Source organism: Haematobacter genomosp. 1 (assembly GCF_002196855.1).
GTDB lineage: Bacteria > Pseudomonadota > Alphaproteobacteria > Rhodobacterales > Rhodobacteraceae > Haematobacter.
Genome location: NZ_NIPW01000008.1, coordinates 191,208 through 210,006, shown reverse-complemented (window position 1 = coordinate 210,006; position 18,799 = coordinate 191,208). Strand labels below are relative to the sequence as shown.

The 18,799-nt window shown below is 63.3% G+C and carries 16 protein-coding genes; 7 read left to right on the top strand and 9 right to left on the bottom strand.

What is annotated here, in order from left to right:
• Window positions 1-105: 105 nt before the first annotated feature.
• The 4 genes from CDV49_RS06275 (at window position 106) to CDV49_RS06260 (ending at window position 6,067) form a co-directional block, all read left to right on the top strand.
• Window positions 106-1,173: an HlyD family secretion protein gene (locus CDV49_RS06275; protein WP_088214707.1), complete on the top strand. Its 1,068-nt coding sequence runs from the start codon at window positions 106-108 to the stop codon at window positions 1,171-1,173.
• The gene (gene rbbA, locus CDV49_RS06270) at window positions 1,170-3,938 is read left to right on the top strand and encodes a ribosome-associated ATPase/putative transporter RbbA (RefSeq protein ID WP_088214706.1); all 2,769 of its coding nucleotides are present in this window, start codon (window positions 1,170-1,172) and stop codon (window positions 3,936-3,938) included. Before CDV49_RS06275 ends, rbbA begins: the two co-directional genes overlap by 4 nt.
• A 67-nt stretch (window positions 3,939-4,005) precedes the next feature.
• On the top strand, window positions 4,006-5,052 hold the full coding sequence (locus CDV49_RS06265; protein WP_444881519.1) for an ABC transporter permease: 1,047 nt from the start codon (window positions 4,006-4,008) through the stop codon (window positions 5,050-5,052).
• A 91-nt stretch (window positions 5,053-5,143) separates the two neighbouring features.
• Complete coding sequence (locus tag CDV49_RS06260; protein ID WP_088214704.1) at window positions 5,144-6,067, top strand: Gfo/Idh/MocA family protein; 924 nt, start codon at window positions 5,144-5,146, stop codon at window positions 6,065-6,067.
• Here CDV49_RS06260 and CDV49_RS06255 read toward each other — a convergent pair whose 3' ends face one another.
• From CDV49_RS06255 to chvE, 8 genes are read right to left on the bottom strand one after another with little or no spacing between them, the layout of a single operon-like run.
• Complete coding sequence (locus CDV49_RS06255; RefSeq protein ID WP_088214703.1) at window positions 6,068-6,925, bottom strand: SMP-30/gluconolactonase/LRE family protein; 858 nt, start codon at window positions 6,923-6,925, stop codon at window positions 6,068-6,070.
• Window positions 6,922-7,533, bottom strand: a complete 612-nt coding sequence (locus CDV49_RS06250; protein WP_088214702.1) for a 2-dehydro-3-deoxy-6-phosphogalactonate aldolase — start codon at window positions 7,531-7,533, stop codon at window positions 6,922-6,924. Before CDV49_RS06250 ends, CDV49_RS06255 begins: the two co-directional genes overlap by 4 nt.
• A complete protein-coding gene (locus CDV49_RS06245) occupies window positions 7,530-8,429 on the bottom strand; it encodes a 2-dehydro-3-deoxygalactonokinase (RefSeq protein WP_088214701.1) in 900 nt (299 codons plus the stop codon). The genes CDV49_RS06250 and CDV49_RS06245 overlap by 4 nt, the downstream gene beginning before the upstream one ends.
• On the bottom strand, window positions 8,429-10,174 hold the full coding sequence (gene araD / locus CDV49_RS06240) for an L-arabinonate dehydratase (RefSeq protein WP_088214700.1): 1,746 nt from the start codon (window positions 10,172-10,174) through the stop codon (window positions 8,429-8,431). The genes CDV49_RS06245 and araD overlap by 1 nt, the downstream gene beginning before the upstream one ends.
• Window positions 10,175-10,216: 42 nt before the next feature.
• A complete protein-coding gene (gene araD1, locus CDV49_RS06235; protein ID WP_088214699.1) occupies window positions 10,217-11,185 on the bottom strand; it encodes an AraD1 family protein in 969 nt (322 codons plus the stop codon).
• A 3-nt stretch (window positions 11,186-11,188) separates the two neighbouring features.
• Window positions 11,189-12,397, bottom strand: coding sequence for a multiple monosaccharide ABC transporter permease (gene mmsB, locus CDV49_RS06230; RefSeq protein WP_256947262.1), 1,209 nt, complete (start codon window positions 12,395-12,397; stop codon window positions 11,189-11,191).
• Window positions 12,394-14,001 (bottom strand): multiple monosaccharide ABC transporter ATP-binding protein, encoded by a 1,608-nt coding sequence (gene mmsA / locus CDV49_RS06225; protein ID WP_088214698.1) that lies wholly within the window; start codon window positions 13,999-14,001, stop codon window positions 12,394-12,396. The genes mmsB and mmsA overlap by 4 nt, the downstream gene beginning before the upstream one ends.
• Window positions 14,002-14,053: 52 nt before the next feature.
• A complete protein-coding gene (gene chvE, locus CDV49_RS06220) occupies window positions 14,054-15,118 on the bottom strand; it encodes a multiple monosaccharide ABC transporter substrate-binding protein (protein WP_088214697.1) in 1,065 nt (354 codons plus the stop codon).
• Window positions 15,119-15,246: 128 nt separating this feature from the next.
• Here chvE and CDV49_RS06215 point away from each other — a divergent pair, with 128 nt between their 5' ends.
• Both CDV49_RS06215 and CDV49_RS06210 read left to right on the top strand, forming a co-directional pair.
• Window positions 15,247-16,185 (top strand): LysR family transcriptional regulator, encoded by a 939-nt coding sequence (locus tag CDV49_RS06215; protein ID WP_088214696.1) that lies wholly within the window; start codon window positions 15,247-15,249, stop codon window positions 16,183-16,185.
• A gap of 56 nt (window positions 16,186-16,241) precedes the next feature.
• On the top strand, window positions 16,242-16,856 hold the full coding sequence (locus CDV49_RS06210) for a PadR family transcriptional regulator (protein WP_088214695.1): 615 nt from the start codon (window positions 16,242-16,244) through the stop codon (window positions 16,854-16,856).
• Here CDV49_RS06210 and CDV49_RS06205 read toward each other — a convergent pair.
• Complete coding sequence (locus CDV49_RS06205; RefSeq protein ID WP_088214694.1) at window positions 16,841-17,785, bottom strand: LysR family transcriptional regulator; 945 nt, start codon at window positions 17,783-17,785, stop codon at window positions 16,841-16,843. The two genes, CDV49_RS06210 and CDV49_RS06205, sit on opposite strands and share 16 nt — an antisense overlap.
• A gap of 149 nt (window positions 17,786-17,934) precedes the next feature.
• On the opposite strand from CDV49_RS06205, the gene CDV49_RS06200 reads away from it, so the two are divergent.
• The gene (locus tag CDV49_RS06200) at window positions 17,935-18,795 is read left to right on the top strand and encodes a D-amino-acid transaminase (RefSeq protein WP_088214693.1); all 861 of its coding nucleotides are present in this window, start codon (window positions 17,935-17,937) and stop codon (window positions 18,793-18,795) included.
• The last annotated feature ends 4 nt before the right edge of the window (window positions 18,796-18,799 follow it).

Genomic DNA, 18,799 nt, shown 5'->3' with positions numbered 1-18,799 from the left:
CGATAATTATGTCATATTCATGCTTCTGCGAAGAAGGGCCACAGTGGAGATTGAAACCGTGAAATTAAGCGATACCGTGAGAAGCAGTACAGCTGGAGGCTGGTGATGGCGAAGATCGACAAGCGCTGGGTGCTGGCGGGATTGGTTCTGATCGCAGCCGTAGGTGGGTACGCGGCCTGGAAGCGGTTCAACGAGCCGGGCCTTCCGTCCGGTATCGCTTCCGGCAACGGACGCATCGAGGCCACGGAAATCGACATTTCCGCGCTGAGTGCGGGGCGCCTGGACAAGCTGCTCGTCGCCGAAGGTGACCTCATTCAGCATGGTCAGGTGCTGGCCCGCATGGATATCGTCCAGCTGGAGGCGCAGCGCCGACAAGCGGAGGCCGAACGCGACCGGGCCCGGATCTCGGTGGAAACGGCCAACGCCGTCGTCGCACAGCGGGAGGCGGAGAAACGTCAGGCGCTGGCTGTCGTGGACCAATACCAATCCGCTCTCGATGTCGCGGATCGGCGGCTTCAACGGTCGGAGGCACTTGCCAAGAACGATAACCTCTCCAAGCAGACGCTTGACAACGACCGCGGGGGGGCACAGCAGGCCAAGGCGGCGCTTGCCGCCGCAGAAGCCCAATCGGCCGCCGCTGATGCGGGGATCGGGGCGGCCCGCGCAGCCGTTGTGGATGCGAATGCTGCCGTCGCCGCCGCAGAAGCATCCATCGACGCGATCGCATCCTCCATCAACGACTCGACCCTGACGTCTCCGCGTGACGGGCGCGTGCAATATCTGGTCGCCAGAGAGGGAGAGGTACTCGCCGGAGGAGGCAGGGTGCTGAATCTGGTCGATCTCGCGGATGTCTACATGACCTTCTTCCTGCCGACCGCGCAGGCGGGTCGACTAGCGGTGGGTTCTGAAGCGCGCATTGTTCTGGATGCAGCGCCACAGGATGTGATCCCCGCCGTCATCAGCTTCGTTGCCGACGTGGCTCAGTTCACACCGAAGACCGTGGAGACGGCGGATGAGCGGGAGAAGCTGATGTTCCGCGTCCGCGCTCGCGTGTCCCCTGACCTGCTCAGAAAGTACCTCGACGTGGTCAAGACCGGATTGCCCGGCACCGCCTACGTAAAGATAGATGCTGACACGGAATGGCCTGAGAATCTTCGGAACGTCGTGCAATGACCGACAACAGCGACGTATCGCTTGGGCCTGACGAAAAACGGGCGGAGGAATATGTCGTCCGCATCAAGGGATTGAGCCAGACCTACGGCAAGACCGTCGCTGTGGATGACATCACGCTCGACGTCCCGAAAGGAAGGATGATCGGGCTTATCGGCCCAGACGGGGTCGGGAAATCGAGCCTTCTCTCGCTCATCTGCGGCGCGCGCGAGATACAGGTCGGAACCGTGGAGGTCCTCGGCGGTGACATCGCCTCCGACGCGCACCGCACGGCGATCATGCCCGACATCGCCTATATGCCGCAGGGGCTTGGCAAGAACCTCTATCCCACGCTGTCGGTCTTTGAGAATGTCGATTTCTTCGGCAGGCTCTTCGGGCAGGATCGCGAAGAGCGCACGCAGCGTATCGACGGCTTGCTCCGGGCGACCGGTCTGTCTGCCTTCGCCGATCGCCCGGCGGGCAAGCTGTCCGGGGGGATGAAACAGAAGCTTGGCCTCTGCTGCTCGCTGATCCACGATCCGGAACTCCTGATCCTTGATGAGCCGACAACCGGAGTGGATCCGCTTTCCCGCCGCCAGTTCTGGGATCTGATTGACGACATCCGCAAGGCACGCCCCGGAATGAGCGTGATCGTCGCCACCGCCTATATGGAGGAGGCAGAGCGGTTCGGGTGGACGATAGCGATGAATGGGGGGAAGATTCTTGCTTCCTCCCCAACCGCCGATCTGCTGCAGCAGACCGGGACAGAGACGCTCGACGATGCCTTTGTGAGCCTGCTGCCAAAAGAGGCGCAGGAGGGCGGCAGCAAAATGGTGATGCCGCCACGGCCCGCCGGGAGCGATCAGACGATCGCCATCGAGGCCGAACATCTCACGATGAAGTTCGGCGATTTCACTGCCGTCAACGATGTGAGCTTTCGCATCGAAAAAGGGGAGATCTTCGGCTTTCTGGGCTCCAACGGCTCGGGCAAGACAACCACGATGAAAATGCTGACAGGGCTTCTCCCCGCAACGGAAGGGACGGCCAGATTATTTGGCAGGGAGGTGGACTCGAACGACATGTCCATCCGGCGACGTGTCGGCTACATGAGTCAGGCGTTTTCGCTTTATAGCGAGCTTACGGTGCGCCAGAACCTGACGCTCCACGCGCTCCTTTTCGAAATACCGGAAGATGATATTCCCGCCCGCATTGCCGAGGCGGAGGAACGCTTCAACCTTTCCACCGTGATGGAGGCGCTGCCGGATGACCTGCCGCTCGGCATCCGCCAACGTCTCTCCCTCGCCGTTGCGACGATCCACAAACCCGAAATCCTCATCCTTGATGAGCCGACTTCGGGCGTGGATCCCATCGCACGTGCGAACTTCTGGCGCATTCTTGCGGACATGTCCCGAAAGGACCTGGTGACGATTTTCGTCTCCACCCATTTCATGAACGAGGCCGCACTTTGCGATCGTATTTCCTTCATGAATGCAGGGCGTGTTCTTATCAGCGATACGCCCCAGGCGATCATCGACAGCAAAGGCGCGAAGACGCTCGAAGAAGCCTTCATCGCCTATCTGGAGGAGGCACAGGGCGCCAACGCCGAAACCGGCAGCGCCGACGATATTGAGCAGGTCGCGCGAGAGGAGCCGGTCATGCGGAGCTTCGATGTTCGCCGCCTGCTCAGCTATGCACGGCTGGAGACATTGCAGCTGCTGCGCGATCCGATCCGGCTTACCATGGCCCTTCTCGGCAGCGTCATTCTGATGTTCGTCATCGGGTATGGTATCAATATGGATGTGGAGGATCTGTCCTTTGCCGTGCTGGACCGGGATCAGACCAACCTGAGCCGCGATTATACGCTTGATATCTCCGGCTCGCGATATTTCGTGGAGCAGGCACCGCTGACCAGTTATGAGGACATGGACCGCCGGATGCAGCAGGGAAAGCTCGCCCTTGCGGTGGAAATCCCGTCCGGCTTCGCACGGTCCGTAGCTCGCGGCGATGCCGCCGAAATCGGCGTCTGGATCGATGGGGCAAATCCCCAGCGTGCCGAAACGGTACGCGGGTATGTGCAGGGCCTGCATTCCGGCTGGCTTGCACGCCAGATCGGCGAGCGCTTTGGTGAGGCTGCCGCAGCGGGGGCCTATGGGCTGGAAATCCGCTATCGCTACAATCCGGAACTGCGCAGCATCTATGCCATCGTGCCCGCAGTCATCCCCATCTTGCTTCTGGTGATCCCGGCGATGCTGACGGCTCTTTCCGTGGTGCGGGAAAAGGAACTGGGGTCCATCATAAACCTCTATGTGACCCCGGTGACGCGGCTTGAGTTCCTGATGGGCAAGCAATTGCCCTACGTGGTGCTGGCGATGCTGAACTTTCTGCTTCTCACGCTGCTGACCACGACGGTCTTTCAGGTCCCGCTAACAGGGAATTTCCTCACTCTTGCGGTCGCCGCGTTCTTCTATGCGATTGCGGCAACCGGACTCGGCCTCCTGGTGTCCAGTTTCATCTCCAGCCAGACGGCGGCGATCTTCGGCACAGCGCTGCTCACGCTGATCCCCGCGGTGCAATTCTCCGGGCTGATCGATCCCGTGTCCTCGCTCGAAGGTGTCGGGGCATTCGTCGGGCGCATCTATCCCACGAGCTTCTTTGTGACGATCTCTCGCGGGGTCTTTTCCAAGGGTCTGGGGTTCGCCGAACTCTCGCGGGATATGTGGTCCTTGGCAATTACTGCGCCGATCATCATGGGGCTTGGTGTCATGCTGCTTCAAAAACAGGCCAGGTGACATGCGCGTTCAGAACATCTGGAACTTGGGCTTGAAGGAGCTGGTCGGACTGCTCCGCGATCCGATAATGATGGTGCTGATCGTCTACAGCTTCACGCTTTCCGTCTATTCCTCCTCTCGTGCGACGCCGCAGACGCTGAACCGCGCGACAATCGGCATCGTGGACGAGGACAGGTCACAGGTCTCTGCGAGAATCGGTTCCGCCTTCTATCCACCCTATTTCGTGGCACCGAGCGACATACAGATCGCCGAGATGGACAACCGCATGGACGCAGGTCTGGACACCTTTGCCCTCGATATCCCCCTGAATTTCCAACAGGATCTGCTTGCAGGAAAACGACCCGAAATCCAGTTGAACGTGGATGCAACGCGCTTGTCGCAGGCCTTTACCGGCGCAGGTTACATACAGCAGATCGTATCGAGCGAGATCTCCGAATATCTCTCCCGCACGCGCCAGGCCGGTGCCGTGCCGGTGGATATGGTGCTTCGGGCAAAATTCAATCAGCAGCTGAATACCTCCTGGTTCAGTGCGGTGAACAACGTAACTTTCTCCATTACGCTCCTGTCCATCGTTCTGACGGGCGCGGCGTTGATCCGCGAGAAGGAGCATGGCACGGTGGAGCATCTTCTGGTCATGCCGGTCACCGCGCTGGAGATCATGATTTCCAAGGTATGGGCCATGGGATTGATCGTGCTGGTGGCGGCGGCCGTCAGCCTGAAGCTGGTGGTGGAGATCTGGCTCGGGGTGCCGTTGCAGGGCTCACTGCTGCTGTTTCTGGCGGGCACCGTCCTCATGCTTTTCGCAACGACCTCGCTGGGGATTTTTCTGGCGACGATTGCCGGGAGCATGCCGCAGTTCGGCCTGCTCCTCATTCTCGTTCTGCTTCCGCTTCAGATTCTTTCCGGCGGTATGACACCAAGGGAGAGCATGCCGGAGGTGATCCAGAATATCATGCTTGGTGCGCCGACAACCCACTTTGTCATTCTGTCCCAGGCAATCCTGTTCCGAGGGGCTGGATTTGCCGTGGTCTGGCCACAATTTCTGGCATTGCTCGTCATCGGGGCTGCACTCTTCGCACTCGCGCTCAAGCAGTTTCGCGCCTTTCTGCGTTGAACCGGCAGCCGCAGCGGGTAACGTCCTTTACCGCCGTCCGGTGCCGCAATAGGGTCATCCCCGATCACGGGTGTGGTCGTGGGAGGGTGGAATGACCATCGGACTAGGCCTCATCGGCCTTGGAAAGATTGCGCGGGATCAACATCTTCCGGCGATTGGGGAAACAGCGGGGCTGGACCTCTGCGCCATAGGAAGCAGGAATGCCACGCTGCCGGGCATTCCATCCTTTCCCGATATCGACACGCTTCTCCACGCCGCGCCCGATGTTCAAGCCGTCACGCTTTGCACCCCGCCGCAGGGGCGTTTCGATCAGGCGCGCGCGGCCCTGCTGGCAGGCAAACATGTGATGCTGGAGAAGCCGCCCGGTGCCACCCTTTCGGAAATCGCGGCGCTGGTCGAGCTGGCGGAGGCCCGCGGGCTCACACTTTTCGCGACATGGCACTCTCGGGAGGCTGCCGGCGTCGCACCGGCGCGGGACCTCCTGCGCCGGCGCAAGCTCCGCGCCGTGCATGTCACGTGGAAGGAGGATGTGCGCCATTGGCATCCGGGCCAGGCATGGATATGGGAGCCGGGGGGGCTGGGTGTCTTCGACCCCGGTATCAACGCGCTCTCCATTGTCACGCGCATCCTGCCGGAGACAATGTTCCTTGAGCATGCGGACCTCTCCTTCCCCGCCAACCGCGCCACGCCCATCGCCGCCGATCTGACATTCCGCACGGAAAGCGGTGTGCCGGTGACGGTGATTTTCGACTGGCGGCAAACCGGTCCGCAGACCTGGGATATCGCTTTGGACACCGAGCAAGGCCCGGTTCTGCTGTCGAAAGGGGGGAGCATCCTGTCGGTTGACGGGGTGGAGCGGATGGCCGAACCGGACAGCGAGTACCGCCGTCTCTACGCAAGGTTCCGCACTCTCATCAATGAGGGTGCGTCGGATGTGGATGTCTCCCCGCTCCGGCATGTCGCAGACGCTTTCCTTCTCGGCAGACGGCGGGAGGTTGCGCCTTTCGAGGACTGACTAAACCCGCACTCGCGGCTCCGGCAGTCCCTGTGCCTCCACTTCCCCCACGAAGGATTTGCCTGCGTTGGGGTCGGCTGCACGCTCCGCTTGCGACATACCCTCCCATGCGGTTGTGACATGAAGATGGCGATAGCCGGGACCGCCGAAGGCCGGACAGCTTGGCTGTCGTGCAGGCACGAAGAGAGCGTCGAGAAACCGGCCATCCGGGTCGTAGATTGCCACGCGCCCTGCCCCCCACTGCGCGTTCCAGAACCGCCCCTCGGCATCCACTACGGCGCCGTCCGGATTCAGCCCCTCGGACGAGAGGTCCAGGAAGACATCGGGCACCCCTTCCGGCCAGCCTGTCTTGGGATCGAGCGGCTGTTTCCAGACGATACCCCGCGCAGTATCGGCGTAATAGGCGCGGGCGAGGGACAGGTCGAAGCAGATGGCGTTGGGGATGGTCAAGCCATTCACGACCTGCCTCAGCTCTCCCTCCCACCAGCGCCAGATTTCGCCCCGCCCCGCTTCCGCCCTTCGGCCCATGACGGAAGCCCAGAAGCCACCCCACGGATCCGCGCGCCCATCGTTGGACCGGCTTGACCGGTCATCCGCCCCAATCGCGGCGAGTTGTCGTTTCTCCCCGGTTTCGAGATCGAACAGGTGTAGTCCCGTCTCCGTCGACAGGACAACCCTGTCCCGGTCCACCCAGCCAAGGGCCGATGCGATCTCCGGCATCTCCCAGACCCGCAGTGTACCGGCCTGAACAGCGTGGAGGCGCTTGTGCAAGATGTCGAACCAGAAGAACGCCTGCCGCTCCGGATGCCAGAAGGCGCCCTCCCCCAGCTCTGCGACCGTATCGTGAAGAACTCTCATCCCGATTTCCTTATCGCGGCATCATAGGCGGCGACGATCTCCCGCGCCTTCGTGCCGGTCGTGAGGGCGTCCTGTCCCGGCCGATAAAGCGCGGAGCCGATGCCGAAGCCGCTGGCTCCGGCCCGAAACCATTCCGCAAAACTCGCCGGTCCTGCGCCCCCTACGGCATAGAGGGGCGTTCCGAGCGGCAAGACCGCGCGCATGGCCGACAGGCCGGACGGTCCAATGACAGAGGCGGGAAAGAACTTCAGCCCGCTTGCCCCCGCCTCCAGCGCCGCGAAACATTCGGTCGGTGTCATGACGCCGGGCCAGCTTTCCATTCCCGCTGCCCGGGTGGCGCGGATGACCCGCGCGTCCGAGTTGGGTGAGACGACGAGCGCCGCGCCGATCTCCGCCAGCCGCGCGACTTCCGCCACCGTCAGGACGGTGCCGGCACCGATCCTTGCCCGCGCCCCAAAACGCTCGACAAGCAAGGCGATGCTGTCGAATGGATCGGGGGAGTTGAGCGGGACCTCCAGCACCTCGATACCCGCATCCAGCAGCGTTTCAGCATGGGCGAGGACTTCCTCAGGTCGGATGCCGCGCAGGATGGCGATGATGTTTCTCATACCGCCTCTTTCCACAAGGCGCGCGCGGCGGAAAGCCCCGCCAGCACGGCATCTTCCGCCTCGATCTGTCGGGTGGTTACGCCTGCGATGCGCAATGCACGCGCATAGCGCCGCATAAGCGGGCCGGCACCGATCAGCGTGACTTCTCCCCGGGGTTCCGCCGCTGCAAGTTCCGCCCCGATGAGCAGGCCCGAGAGTCGTGAACGTCCCGCGGCTGCGGGCAGGCCGTGCAACAGAAATGCCGCCCGGAGCGGGAACAGCTCTGCCCAGACGCGCGCGGGTGCCGCGATGGTGGCGGCAACAGCGGCGTCGAAAGCCGACCAATCTTCCCCCTCCCCCGTCAACCCGTGCCGCAGTACGGACTTCTCCGACAGAAGCGCAAAGAGTTCGCCCGTCGGATAACTGGTAAAACGGATCACGCGCCCTGCCTCCACCTCTGCCCATTTGCTGTGGGTTCCGGGGAGGCACAGCGGCCCGGCAAGTCCGGGGCGGAGTGCCAGCGCGCCCGCGATCTGGGTTTCCTCCCCCCGCATCACATCGGCAGGGCTTTCCTGAGAAAGCCCCGGAAGAATGGTGACGGAAATGCGGGGATCCGAGGTCGGCACGCGTGTGAGCGGCAGGCCGAGCGGATGCGCTGGAACCGGGCGATACCCCGCCTCCACCCAGCCCTGCCGCGCGCCCGCCATGCCGCAGATCAGCACCGGCGTCACGCGGCCTTCCGGCAGCCAGTCCCCGACCATGCGTATCAGCGCCTGCTCGTAGCATTCGGGCGAGAGACGGCCCATTCCCTCCTCCGATGCCCTCCGGGCGAGCACCCGATCATCCGCCGCCATCGCCCACAGGCGGAGGTTGGTCGTTCCCCAATCCGCAGCGATCCACTCCACCCCGGGCTGCATCAATGGCTGTCCTTGCCGACGGCCGCCCCACGACACCCCTTGAGAAAATCGAAATCCGCCCCGGTGTCCGCCTGCTGCACGTGGCTGTGGAAAAGGCGTGCATACCCGGTTTCCGGCGAATGGATCTCGGGGCGCCAGTCCGCAAGCCTGGCAGCCAGCTCCGCCTCGGAAATATCGAGCCGTAAGCTCCGGGCGGGCACATCCAATTCGATCATGTCACCCGAGCGCACCACGGCGAGCGGTCCACCCACCGCGGCCTCCGGCGAGGTATGCAGGACCACGGTGCCATAGGCAGTGCCCGACATGCGTGCGTCCGAAATTCTGACCATGTCGGTGATGCCCTTTCGCAGCACCTTGGGCGGCAGGCCCATGTTGCCGACCTCCGCCATGCCCGGATAGCCTTTGGGCCCGCAATTCTTCAGCACCATCACACAGGTTTCGTCGATCTCCAGAGCCTCGTCATTGATCCGCGCCTTGTAATCGTCGATGTCCTCAAAAACCACGGCGCGGCCCCGGTGCTGCATGAGATGCGGACTGGCGGCAGAGGGTTTCAGCACGGCTCCGTTCGGCGCGAGGTTGCCCCGCAGAACCGCGATGCCGCCGTGATCGGTCAAGGGGCGCTCGGCGGGCAGGATCACGTCCTCGTTCCAGTTGGTCACATTCTCCACCTGCTCCCACGCCGTCTGCCCGGAAACGGTGAGCGCGTCCCTGTGCAGAAGCCCCGCCTCCCCCAAACGCTTGATGACCACGGGCAGGCCCCCGGCATAGAAGAACTCCTCCATCAGATATTTGCCCGACGGCATCAGGTTCACGATGGTCGGCACATCGCGGCCGAGCCGGTCCCAGTCATCGAGTGTGAGGTCGATCCCCACCCGGCCAGCCAGCGCCAGAAGGTGGATCACCGCGTTGGTGGAGCCCCCGATCGCGCCGTTGGTGCGGATTGCATTCTCGAACGCGTCGCGCGTCAGGATGTCGGACGGTTTCAGGTCATCCTTGACCATCTGCACGATGCGCCGGCCCGTCAGCTGCGCCATCATCCGGCGCCGGCTGTCCACTGCGGGGATGGCGGCATTGCCCGAAAGCGCCATGCCGAGCGCCTCGGCCATGCTCGCCATCGTGGAAGCGGTGCCCATCGTATTGCAGGAGCCGGGGCTGCGGGACATGGCGCTTTCGGCTTCCAGAAACTCGGACTGTGTCATCTCCCCGGCCTTCACCGCTTCGGAGAACTTCCACAGATGGGTACCCGATCCCACCCGCTCGCCCCGAAACCAGCCGTTCAACATCGGCCCGCCCGTTACCACGATGGAGGGCAGATCCGTGGATGCCGCCGCCATGAGCAGCGAGGGCGTGGTCTTGTCGCAGCCTACCATCAGCACGCAGCCGTCCATCGGCTGGCCGCGGATCGCCTCCTCCACCGCCATCGCAGCCAGGTTGCGGAACATCATGGCGGAGGGGCGGAAGCTCGACTCCGCCACGGAGAATACCGGCACCTCCACGGGAAACCCGCCAGCTTCATAGACGCCGTGCTTTACCCGCTCCGCCAGGTCGTGCAGATGCGCGTTGCACGGGGTAAGCTCCGACCAGGTGTTCAGGATGCCGATCACCGGGCGCCCGTCGAAGAGGTCGGCCGGGAAACCCTGATTTTTCATCCAGCTCCGGTGATAGATATGGTCGCGGGAAGTGCCGCCAAACCACTCCTGCGACCTGAGCTTGCGCGGCCACGGTTTCGGCGTGAATCGGGACATTGACCAGTCTCCATCAACATGGGATCGCGGTAGACAGCTTCATCAGAGCGGGGTGACAGCGACGGGGCGACACTCCGCATCCGTCACTTTCAGAGGGTTGGAAAGTGGTAGTCCGAAGGCGGGAGCGGATAGCTCGAACACGTCATCCGGCTCCGCCTTCACGCCATCGGCAAAGGACAGGGTCGCCGTCCCGAACATATGAACATGCAGGTCACCCGGTTGCCGGAACAGGTCGTATTTGAAGTGGTGGTGCTCCAGATTGGCCAGCGTGTGGCTCATGTTCGCCTCTCCCGAAAGAAAGGGTTTCTCCCAGATCACCTGGCCATCCCGGAGGATGCGGCTCGTGCCGCGGATATCGTCGGGAAGCGGCCCCACCAGTAGTTCAGGCCCGAAAGCGGCCGGGCGCAGCTTGGAATGGGCGAGAAACAGATAGTTGATGCGCTCCGTCACATGGTCCGAAAATTCGTTTGCCAGACTGAACCCCACCCGGAAAGGAGTGCCATCCGGGCCGATCAGATAGAAGGCGGCAATTTCCGGCTCCTCTCCCGCGTCCAGCGCAAAACCGGGGCTGAAAAGCGGGTCGCCGGTGGCCACCGCATTGAGGCCCGTGCCCTTGTAGAACCACTCCGGTTGTACCCCGATGGTGCCTGCGGCAGGACGGCCCCCCTCCATACCCATACGGAACATCTTCATGCTGTCAGAAAGGCCTTCTGCGGAAGCGTGCATCGCATCCCGGGCGGCGGCCGACCCGGTGTGGGTCAGCCCCGTCCCTGTGAGAAACATGCGCGCGGGTTCCGGATGGCGAAGCGGAACGTCCAGCGCCCCCTCGGCGGCCAGACGGCGCAGATCGACCGCCTCTCCCCCCTCGGGCAGCACCGCGCTCAGCGGAGCACGTCGCCTGATCGCCTCCTCCGCCAGCGCGAGGATGGTGGCATCCGCTATCAGCCGGGCCTGCGCACCAGCACGGGGACGGACGGCAACGCCGCCCGCCTTCAGTTGTGACAAGAGCATGGATCAGCCCTGCTTCCGTTTGTTGTAAACGTCAAAGATCACTGCCGCGAGCAGAACGAGCCCCTTGATGACCTGCTGATAGTCAATGCCGATCCCCATGATCGACATGCCGTTGTTCATGACGCCCATGATGAGAGCGCCGATCACGACGCCGATGATCCGCCCTACCCCCCCGGACATGGAAGCGCCGCCGATGAACACTGCCGCGATCACGTCCAGTTCGAACCCAACCCCCGCCTTCGGGGTTGCGGAATTCAGCCGCGCGGTGACGATCATTCCCGCCAGAGCCGCCAGAACCCCCATGTTGACGAAGGTCAGGAACACCAGCCTGTCGGTGCGGATACCCGACAGCCGCGCCGCCTTTTCATTGCCGCCGAGAGCGTAGATGCGTCGCCCCGTTGTCGTCTGTTCGGTAAAGAAGGCGTAGAGGACGATCAGCACCGACATGATGAGCACCACGTTCGGCAGGCCCCGGAAGGAGGCCAGCTTCCACGCCACGAACATCAGCGCCGCCACGACGGCGATGTTGCGCAGCCAGAAGAAAGCGATCGGCTCCGGCTCTATCCCGAATGCCTCGTCATGCCGGCGCGCCCTGAGGCCCGTCCAGACGATGGCGACAGCCGCGATCCCGGCAAGGGCCAGCGTGGTGACGTTGGGCCGCCCCACGCCGAACAGGTCGGGAATGAACCCGGTGGAAAGCCCCTGAAACGCGCGAGGGAATGGTCCGATATTCTGCCCGGCCAGCAACCACAACGTCAGGCCCCGGAACACCAACATCCCCGCCAGCGTCACGATGAAGGAGGGAATGTGCCAGAACGCAACCCAGTACCCCTGCGCCGCCCCGATCAGCGCACCGACGAGCAGAACCGTCGGGATCACCGCCCACACCGGCCAGCCAAGCTGCACGGTGAGAACCGCCGATACCGCGCCGGTAAACGCCGCGACCGACCCTACCGACAAGTCGATATGCCCTGCCACGATGACGAGCAGCATGCCGAGCGCCATGATGATGACGTAGCTGTTCTGCAGGAACAGGTTGGTAATGTTCTGGGCGGACAGGAAATCCACGCCCTGCATGCCCACCATGATCTGAAAGAAGATCACGATGGCGACCAGCGCCAGCATCATTCCGTTTTCGCGCAAATGGCCGCCCAGATGCGCGCCGATGCCCTTTGGTCGTGTGGCGGTCTTGTCGGTATCGAGGCTGCTCACAGCGTGGCCTCCCTCGGGGGGGAAGGAGGCGCGTGATCCTCAGGTCTTCCCGGCGGCGGACCAGCGGGACCGGTTTCCGGCCGCGCCCGTGCCGCATCCCGCATTATAAGGGCCATGATGCGTTCCTGGCTGGCGTCCTGCCGCGACAGCTCACCCAGAATCCGCCCCTCGTTCATTACGTAAATCCGGTCGCACATGCCCAGGAGTTCCGGCATCTCGGACGAGATCATGACGATCCCCCTCCCTTCGGCAACCAGCCTGTTCATGATGCCGTAGATCTCGAATTTCGCCCCTACGTCGATGCCCCGCGTCGGCTCGTCGAGGATGAGCACCTGCGGTTCGGTGAACAGCCATTTCGACAGTACCACCTTCTGCTGGTTTCCGCCCGAAAGGTTCACGACACGCTGAAAGACCCCGGGCGTACGGATGCGCATATCCTTGCGATAGCCCTCGGCGACGAGCTGCTCCCGCCCGCGCGACAGGACGCCCTTCTGCGACACGCCCCGCAGGTTGGCGAGGGAGATGTTGCGCAGGATCGGCTCCTCCAGAATGAGGCCCAGACCCTTGCGGTCCTCCGTCACATAGGCAAGCCCCGCGTCGATCGCCCGGTTGACGGTCGTCAGATCGGCAGGGGTTCCGCGGATCGCCACGTCACCCGAAATGTTGCGCCCGTAGCTCCGGCCGAAAAGGCTCATGGCAAGCTCGGTCCGCCCCGATCCCATCAGCCCGGCGATGCCCACGATCTCTCCCCGCCGCACGGTGAAGCCCGCGTCGCGGATCACCTGCCGGGGCAGGTCGGGGTGCCAGACGTTCCAGTTCCGCACCTCCATCAGCACCTCGCCGACCTGCGGCTCCCTGTCGGGGTAGCGGTTGGCGAGGTCGCGGCCCACCATGTCGCGGATGATCCGGTCCTCGGTCACTTCGGCGCGGTTCAGCGTGGCTACGGTGGAGCCGTCGCGGATCACCGTCACCCTGTCCGCGACCCGCCCGATCTCGTTCAGCTTGTGGCTGATGAGGATGGAGGTGACGCCCTGGTTCTTCAGTTCCAGCAGCAGGGACAGAAGTTTCTGGCTGTCATTCTCCTGCAGGGCCGCAGTCGGCTCGTCGAGGATCAGGAGCCGGACGTCCTTGGCCAGCGCCTTGGCGATCTCTATGAGCTGCTGCTTGCCGACCCCGAGCTTTTCCACCCGCGTGGTCGGCGCTTCCGACAGACCTACCTTGGCCAGAAGCTCGCTCGTGCGGCGGAAGGCGAGCGGCCAGTTGATGACCCCTCGCGCGGCTACTTCGTTGCCGAGAAAAAGGTTCTCCGCAATGGAGAGCAGCGGGACAAGCGCCAGCTCCTGATGGATGATGATGATGCCTTGCGCCTCGCTGTCGCGTATCCCGGCAAAGGCGACGGGCTTGCCGTCGTAAACGATGTCGCCTTCGTAGCTGCCATACGGATAGACCCCGGACAGCACCTTCATCAGCGTCGATTTTCCGGCGCCGTTCTCTCCGCAGATGGCGTGGATCTCTCCCGTCTCAACGCTCAGGTCCACCCGGTCGAGCGCGCGGACACCGGGAAAGCTCTTGCCGATCCCGCGCATTTCCAGAAGTGTCGCCATGGCCCCTCCCGCCTGCAAAAAGCCCGCCGCTCCTGCGACGGGCATGGGGCTGTCAGTTCAGTTGCGCGTCGGAGTAGTAGCCGGAACCGACAAGAACCTGCTCATAGTTCGATTTGTCCACCGGCACCGGTTCCAGCAGGTAGGAGGGCACGACCTTGACACCGTTGTCATAGGTGGTCGTGTCGTTGATCTCGGGCTCAGAACCTTCCAGAACGGCGTTGACCATCTTCACCGTCACTGCTGCAAGCGCGCGCGTGTCCTTGAAGATGGTGGAATACTGCTCACCCGCCTTGATGGACTTGACGGAAGGCACCTCCGCGTCCTGCCCCGTGACGATCGGCATCTTCATGCCACCGGAGCCGTAGCCCACACCCTTCAGCGACGACAGGATGCCGATGGACAGGCCGTCATAGGGCGACAGCACGCCGTGCAGCGTCCGGTTGCCGTATTGTGCCGACAGAAGGTTGTCCATCCGCGACTGCGCCGTCGCCGGATCCCAGCGCAGCGTGCCCACCTTGTCCATGCCCATCTGGCCGGACGGGATCGCCACCTCACCGCTGTCTATCATCGGTTGAAGAACCGACATCGCGCCGTTGTAGAAGAAGAAGGCATTGTTGTCGTCAGGGCTACCGCCGAACAGCTCCACGTTCCACGGTTTCACGTCCGGGAAGCGCTCCTTCAGCCCGCTCACCAGGCTCGTGGCCTGTTGCACGCCCACCTTGAAGTTGTCGAAGGTGGCGTAGTAGCTCACCGCGTCGCTCTCGCGGATCAGCCGGTCATAGGCAATGACCTTGATGTCCGAGGCGGCTGCATTCTCCAGCGCGTTGGTCAGCGTCGTGCCGTCGATGGAGGCGATCACCAGAACCTTCACGCCCTTGGTGATCATGTTTTCGATCTGGGCAAGCTGGTTCGGGATATCATCCTCGGCATATTGCAGATCGGTGTCGTAGCCCGCAGCCTGCAGCTGTTTGACCATATTGTTGCCGTCATCGATCCAGCGCGCCGAGGATTTGGTCGGCATGGCTATGCCGACAAGTCCCTTGGACTGCGCATCGGCCTGAACTGCCGCAAACGACGCCATCATCGCGACCGCCGCCGCGAATGCCCTGATCTTCATGCTTTTCCCCTCCCTGTGACCGATGCGATGACCGGTCTCCGCTCCCACGGATGTCGCAAGGGTAGAAGGCTTCGACATATCATACAAATGAGTTTATGGCTGTTTGACATATCAATTATGGTATATCTATGTCGGCGCTTCTGGCCCTTAAACTGTCGCAGTTCCGCCTGATCGCCGCGATTGCGGAACATGGGCGCCTTCAGTCTGCGGCGGAGGCTCTGGCGCTCACGCAACCTGCTGCATCGCGCATGCTTTCGGAAATCGAACGGATCGTCGGCGCGCCGCTTTTCGAGCGTCATCCGCGTGGCATGGCGCCCACCCTGCTTGGGCGCATTCTCATTCGTCGCGCGCAGGGAATGATGACTGCGATGACCGACCTGTCCCGAGAGGTACAGGAGATGACGGAGGGACGCGGCGGCCTTGTCCGGGCCGGGGCCGTGACAGGGCCCGCGGTTGGCTATGTTGTGCCTGCTGTCCGAAAGCTGAAGGCGCTGGCTCCCGACGTTGAACTTCGGCTGGATGTCGGCCCTTCACCGCAGCTCGTGCGGGGGCTGGAGGCAGGGGAGTACGATTTTGTCGTGGCGCGGCTTCCCGGTGATGCGGATGCGGCGGCGTTCGAGATCACCGCAGGCCAGGTGGAGATGGTCCACTTCGTAGTGCGAGACGGCCATCCGCTTGGCGGCGCGGCCGACGTCCCTGTGACGGCCCTGTCTGACCATCCCTGGATCATTCAGGAGCGGGGCACGCCGATCCGTCTGGCGGTGGAGCGCGCGCTCCTGCGGAACAATGCAACCGTTCCAGCGGATGTCATCGCGACATCCTCGCTGGTGCTCATGATCGCTCTGTTGCGGGACTCCGACGCGATCGGGCCGATGGCGTCGGAAGTCGCGGCTCTCCTGACCCATGGGGGCCGCGCTTCCGGGCTGACGACGTTGAAGTTGGCAATGCCCGTCATCGTGCCGCCCTATGATGTGCTGACGATACGAGGGCGCGCGCTTTCTCCCGCTGCGCGTCGTCTTCGGAGTTTGGTGACAGACGAAATCCGGCTCCACCAGTTTTCAGCGTAAGGGTCTTGTGCGTGAGATATTCAGACATATCTTACGATATATCTTAAGGAGAAAACATGAGACATATCTTTCATCATCACCACCATCACCATCGCTTTCATCCGGGCCCCGAGGGGCGGCGCGGCGGTGGCTCCCCCTTTCGCAGGGACGGCGAGCCCCGCTTTTCGGAGCGGCGGTTCATGCGCGGGCGCAAGCTTTCCGCAGAGGGGATGCAACTGCTGATCCTCTCCCTGATCGCGGAGCAGCCGCGCCACGGCTATGAGATCATCCGCGCGGTCGAGGAACTGTCCCAGGGCCTGTATGTGCCAAGCCCGGGGGTGATCTATCCCGCACTCTCCTATCTGGAGGATGCCGGCCTCGCCGAAGCGCAAACTGATGGCAACCGGCGGTCCTACAGCCCCACGGAGGCCGGTCGCGCGCATCTTGCCGATGCGCAGGAAGCCGTCGAAGCGTTGCGAAGTGCGATAGGTCGTGCGGGTGATCGCTTTGATGAAATGCGCCGGAGCGAAGGAGATGATGGCCGGCACAAGCAGCCGTTTTCCGAAATGCGCATGGCGCTCCGGGCCGCGCTGTTCGATCTGCGCGAGGCTCCGCCCGAGGTACAGGAGCGCGCGGGCGAGATCCTCCGGCGCACGGTTGCGGAACTGCGCGGCCTTCAGGGCAAAGACTGATCCAAGCCTCCCGCCACCGTCCGCCAGATACGCTCTACAATCGGGCGGCGGAGAGTGGCGGGGCGGTAAAGGCGTATCTGAACCTCCATCGTCCACGCAGGGTCGGTGCTGGCAAGGCGCAGGCGTCCCGCCGACAGATCATCGGTGACCAACGTTTCCGGCAGCCAGCAGACCCCGCGCCCGGCCAGCGCAAGCGTCCTCAACCCTGTGCAGATCGTGTTCTGATGCACGGTATCACGCAGCAGATCCGGCCTTTTGCCGAACAGGCGCCCCAGCGCCACGCCGAAGAACGACGATTCCCCATAGCAGAGATAGGGCATCCGCTCCCCTGCGGCGATCGTACGGTCAAGCAGCGCCTCACCGGGCAGGCTCGCCCCGGAGGATGTCCGCACCTCCACACCGGCGACCGGCAGCACCCGCTCCGTCCCGAGCACCAGATGGTCGAACCGCTGCGGATCGAGGATGAACGGCACTGTCGGGTGGGCATAGGTCAGAAAGAGGTCCGCCTCCCCTTCGGTCAATGCGCCAAGGTTGGCCTCGATCCCCCCGCGATCCGGGATGATGGCGCTTCTGAGGTCGGGTACGGAGGCGGTGAGCCGGTCCAGCCAGCCCGGAAAGAACGTGACGGTGAGCGTATGAAGAGCCGCAAATGTCACCTGCGCATGGTCGGCAATCTGCGGTCGCAACGCATCCCGCGCCGCATAAAAGGCGCGGATCGCCTCCTGCGCCACGGGCAGGAACGCGCGCCCCTCGCGGGTCAACTCGGCCGGCACCGTCGCCCGATTGATGAGCGGCGCACCCAGCCAGGTTTCAAGCTGCCGGATACGGCGGCTGAAAGCGGACTGGGTAACGTGACGCGCCTCCGCCGCGCGTGAAAAGCTGAGCGTATTCGCCAGCATTTCAAAGTCCTCAAGCCACTTCAGTTCCATGTCGCGACCCTCTCCGACCCTTCCTACGCGAGCCATTGCGCCTGACAAGAGGGGTTATGCAAAAACGGACTGGTGTCGGAAAAATTGAGCATTGGTTTTGGAGCGCGCCCCCGGCTTAACGTTGCAGCACAGAACCGGAGACGCCAGCCATGCCCCGCATCGTCCATATCAATGGGGAATTCCTGCCCCTGCAGGCGGCGACGCTGCCCTTCATGGATCGGGGGTTCCTGTTCGGGGATGCGATCTACGAGGTGACGGCGGTGATCGGCGGCCGGCTGATCGACAATGACCGACATCTGGCGCGGCTGGAGCGTTCCCTTGCTGAGATAGGAATTCCGCTGCCGAGGCCGCTGCCGGAGATCGAGCGGATACAGCGCCATCTTGTCGACGCGAACGGTCTCGAGGAGGGTACGGTCTATATGCAGGTGTCGCGCGGGGTGCAGGAGCGGGATTTCCTGCCCGCCGCGGGGCTGTCGCCAACCTTCGTCGCCTTCACCCAGCAAAAGCAGCTTCTCGATACCGCAGCGCAGCGGGAGGGGATCGCCGTCGATCTGCAACCCGATCTTCGCTGGATGCGCCGGGACATCAAGACGACGATGCTGCTCGGGCAGGTGCTGGCCAAGCAGGCGGCGCAGCGGGCGGGCTATACCGATGTATGGCTGCATGAGGACGGTGTCATCACCGAAGGGGCTTCCGCCTCCGCCTTCATCATCCGCGGCCACACGCTGGTCACACGCGGCAATTCGCGGGCGATCCTGCCCGGCTGCACCCGTGCTGCCGTCCTGAAGCTCATTGCGGAAGCCGGTCTGGTGCTGGAAGAGCGCGGATTCACGACCGCCGAAGCGGAGGCCGCCACGGAAGCCTTCCAGACCAGCGCCACCAGCCTCGTCACGCCGGTCGTCCGCATCGGGCAGAGCCGCATCGGCGACGGGCGCCCCGGCCCGCTGACCCGACGGTTGCAGACCCTTTACCTTGCAGAGGTCTCTGCTCAGCCCGCCCCAACAAACTGATACA

Excerpts from the sequence above, each read along its gene's own strand:
- CDV49_RS06210 (WP_088214695.1), top strand. The coding sequence starts at position 16,242 with ATGAGACATATCTTTCATCATCACCACCATCACCATCGCTTTCATCCG.
- araD1 (WP_088214699.1), bottom strand. The coding sequence starts at position 11,185 with ATGCTCTTGTCACAACTGAAGGCGGGCGGCGTTGCCGTCCGTCCCCGT.
- CDV49_RS06205 (WP_088214694.1), bottom strand. The coding sequence starts at position 17,785 with ATGGAACTGAAGTGGCTTGAGGACTTTGAAATGCTGGCGAATACGCTC.
- CDV49_RS06200 (WP_088214693.1), top strand. The coding sequence starts at position 17,935 with ATGCCCCGCATCGTCCATATCAATGGGGAATTCCTGCCCCTGCAGGCG.
- CDV49_RS06265 (WP_444881519.1), top strand. The coding sequence starts at position 4,006 with ATGATGGTGCTGATCGTCTACAGCTTCACGCTTTCCGTCTATTCCTCC.
- chvE (WP_088214697.1), bottom strand. The coding sequence starts at position 15,118 with ATGAAGATCAGGGCATTCGCGGCGGCGGTCGCGATGATGGCGTCGTTT.
- mmsA (WP_088214698.1), bottom strand. The coding sequence starts at position 14,001 with ATGGCGACACTTCTGGAAATGCGCGGGATCGGCAAGAGCTTTCCCGGT.
- CDV49_RS06245 (WP_088214701.1), bottom strand. The coding sequence starts at position 8,429 with ATGCAGCCCGGGGTGGAGTGGATCGCTGCGGATTGGGGAACGACCAAC.
- CDV49_RS06250 (WP_088214702.1), bottom strand. The coding sequence starts at position 7,533 with ATGAGAAACATCATCGCCATCCTGCGCGGCATCCGACCTGAGGAAGTC.
- CDV49_RS06260 (WP_088214704.1), top strand. The coding sequence starts at position 5,144 with ATGACCATCGGACTAGGCCTCATCGGCCTTGGAAAGATTGCGCGGGAT.
- CDV49_RS06255 (WP_088214703.1), bottom strand. The coding sequence starts at position 6,925 with ATGAGAGTTCTTCACGATACGGTCGCAGAGCTGGGGGAGGGCGCCTTC.
- araD (WP_088214700.1), bottom strand. The coding sequence starts at position 10,174 with ATGTCCCGATTCACGCCGAAACCGTGGCCGCGCAAGCTCAGGTCGCAG.
- rbbA (WP_088214706.1), top strand. The coding sequence starts at position 1,170 with ATGACCGACAACAGCGACGTATCGCTTGGGCCTGACGAAAAACGGGCG.
- CDV49_RS06215 (WP_088214696.1), top strand. The coding sequence starts at position 15,247 with ATGTCGGCGCTTCTGGCCCTTAAACTGTCGCAGTTCCGCCTGATCGCC.
- CDV49_RS06275 (WP_088214707.1), top strand. The coding sequence starts at position 106 with ATGGCGAAGATCGACAAGCGCTGGGTGCTGGCGGGATTGGTTCTGATC.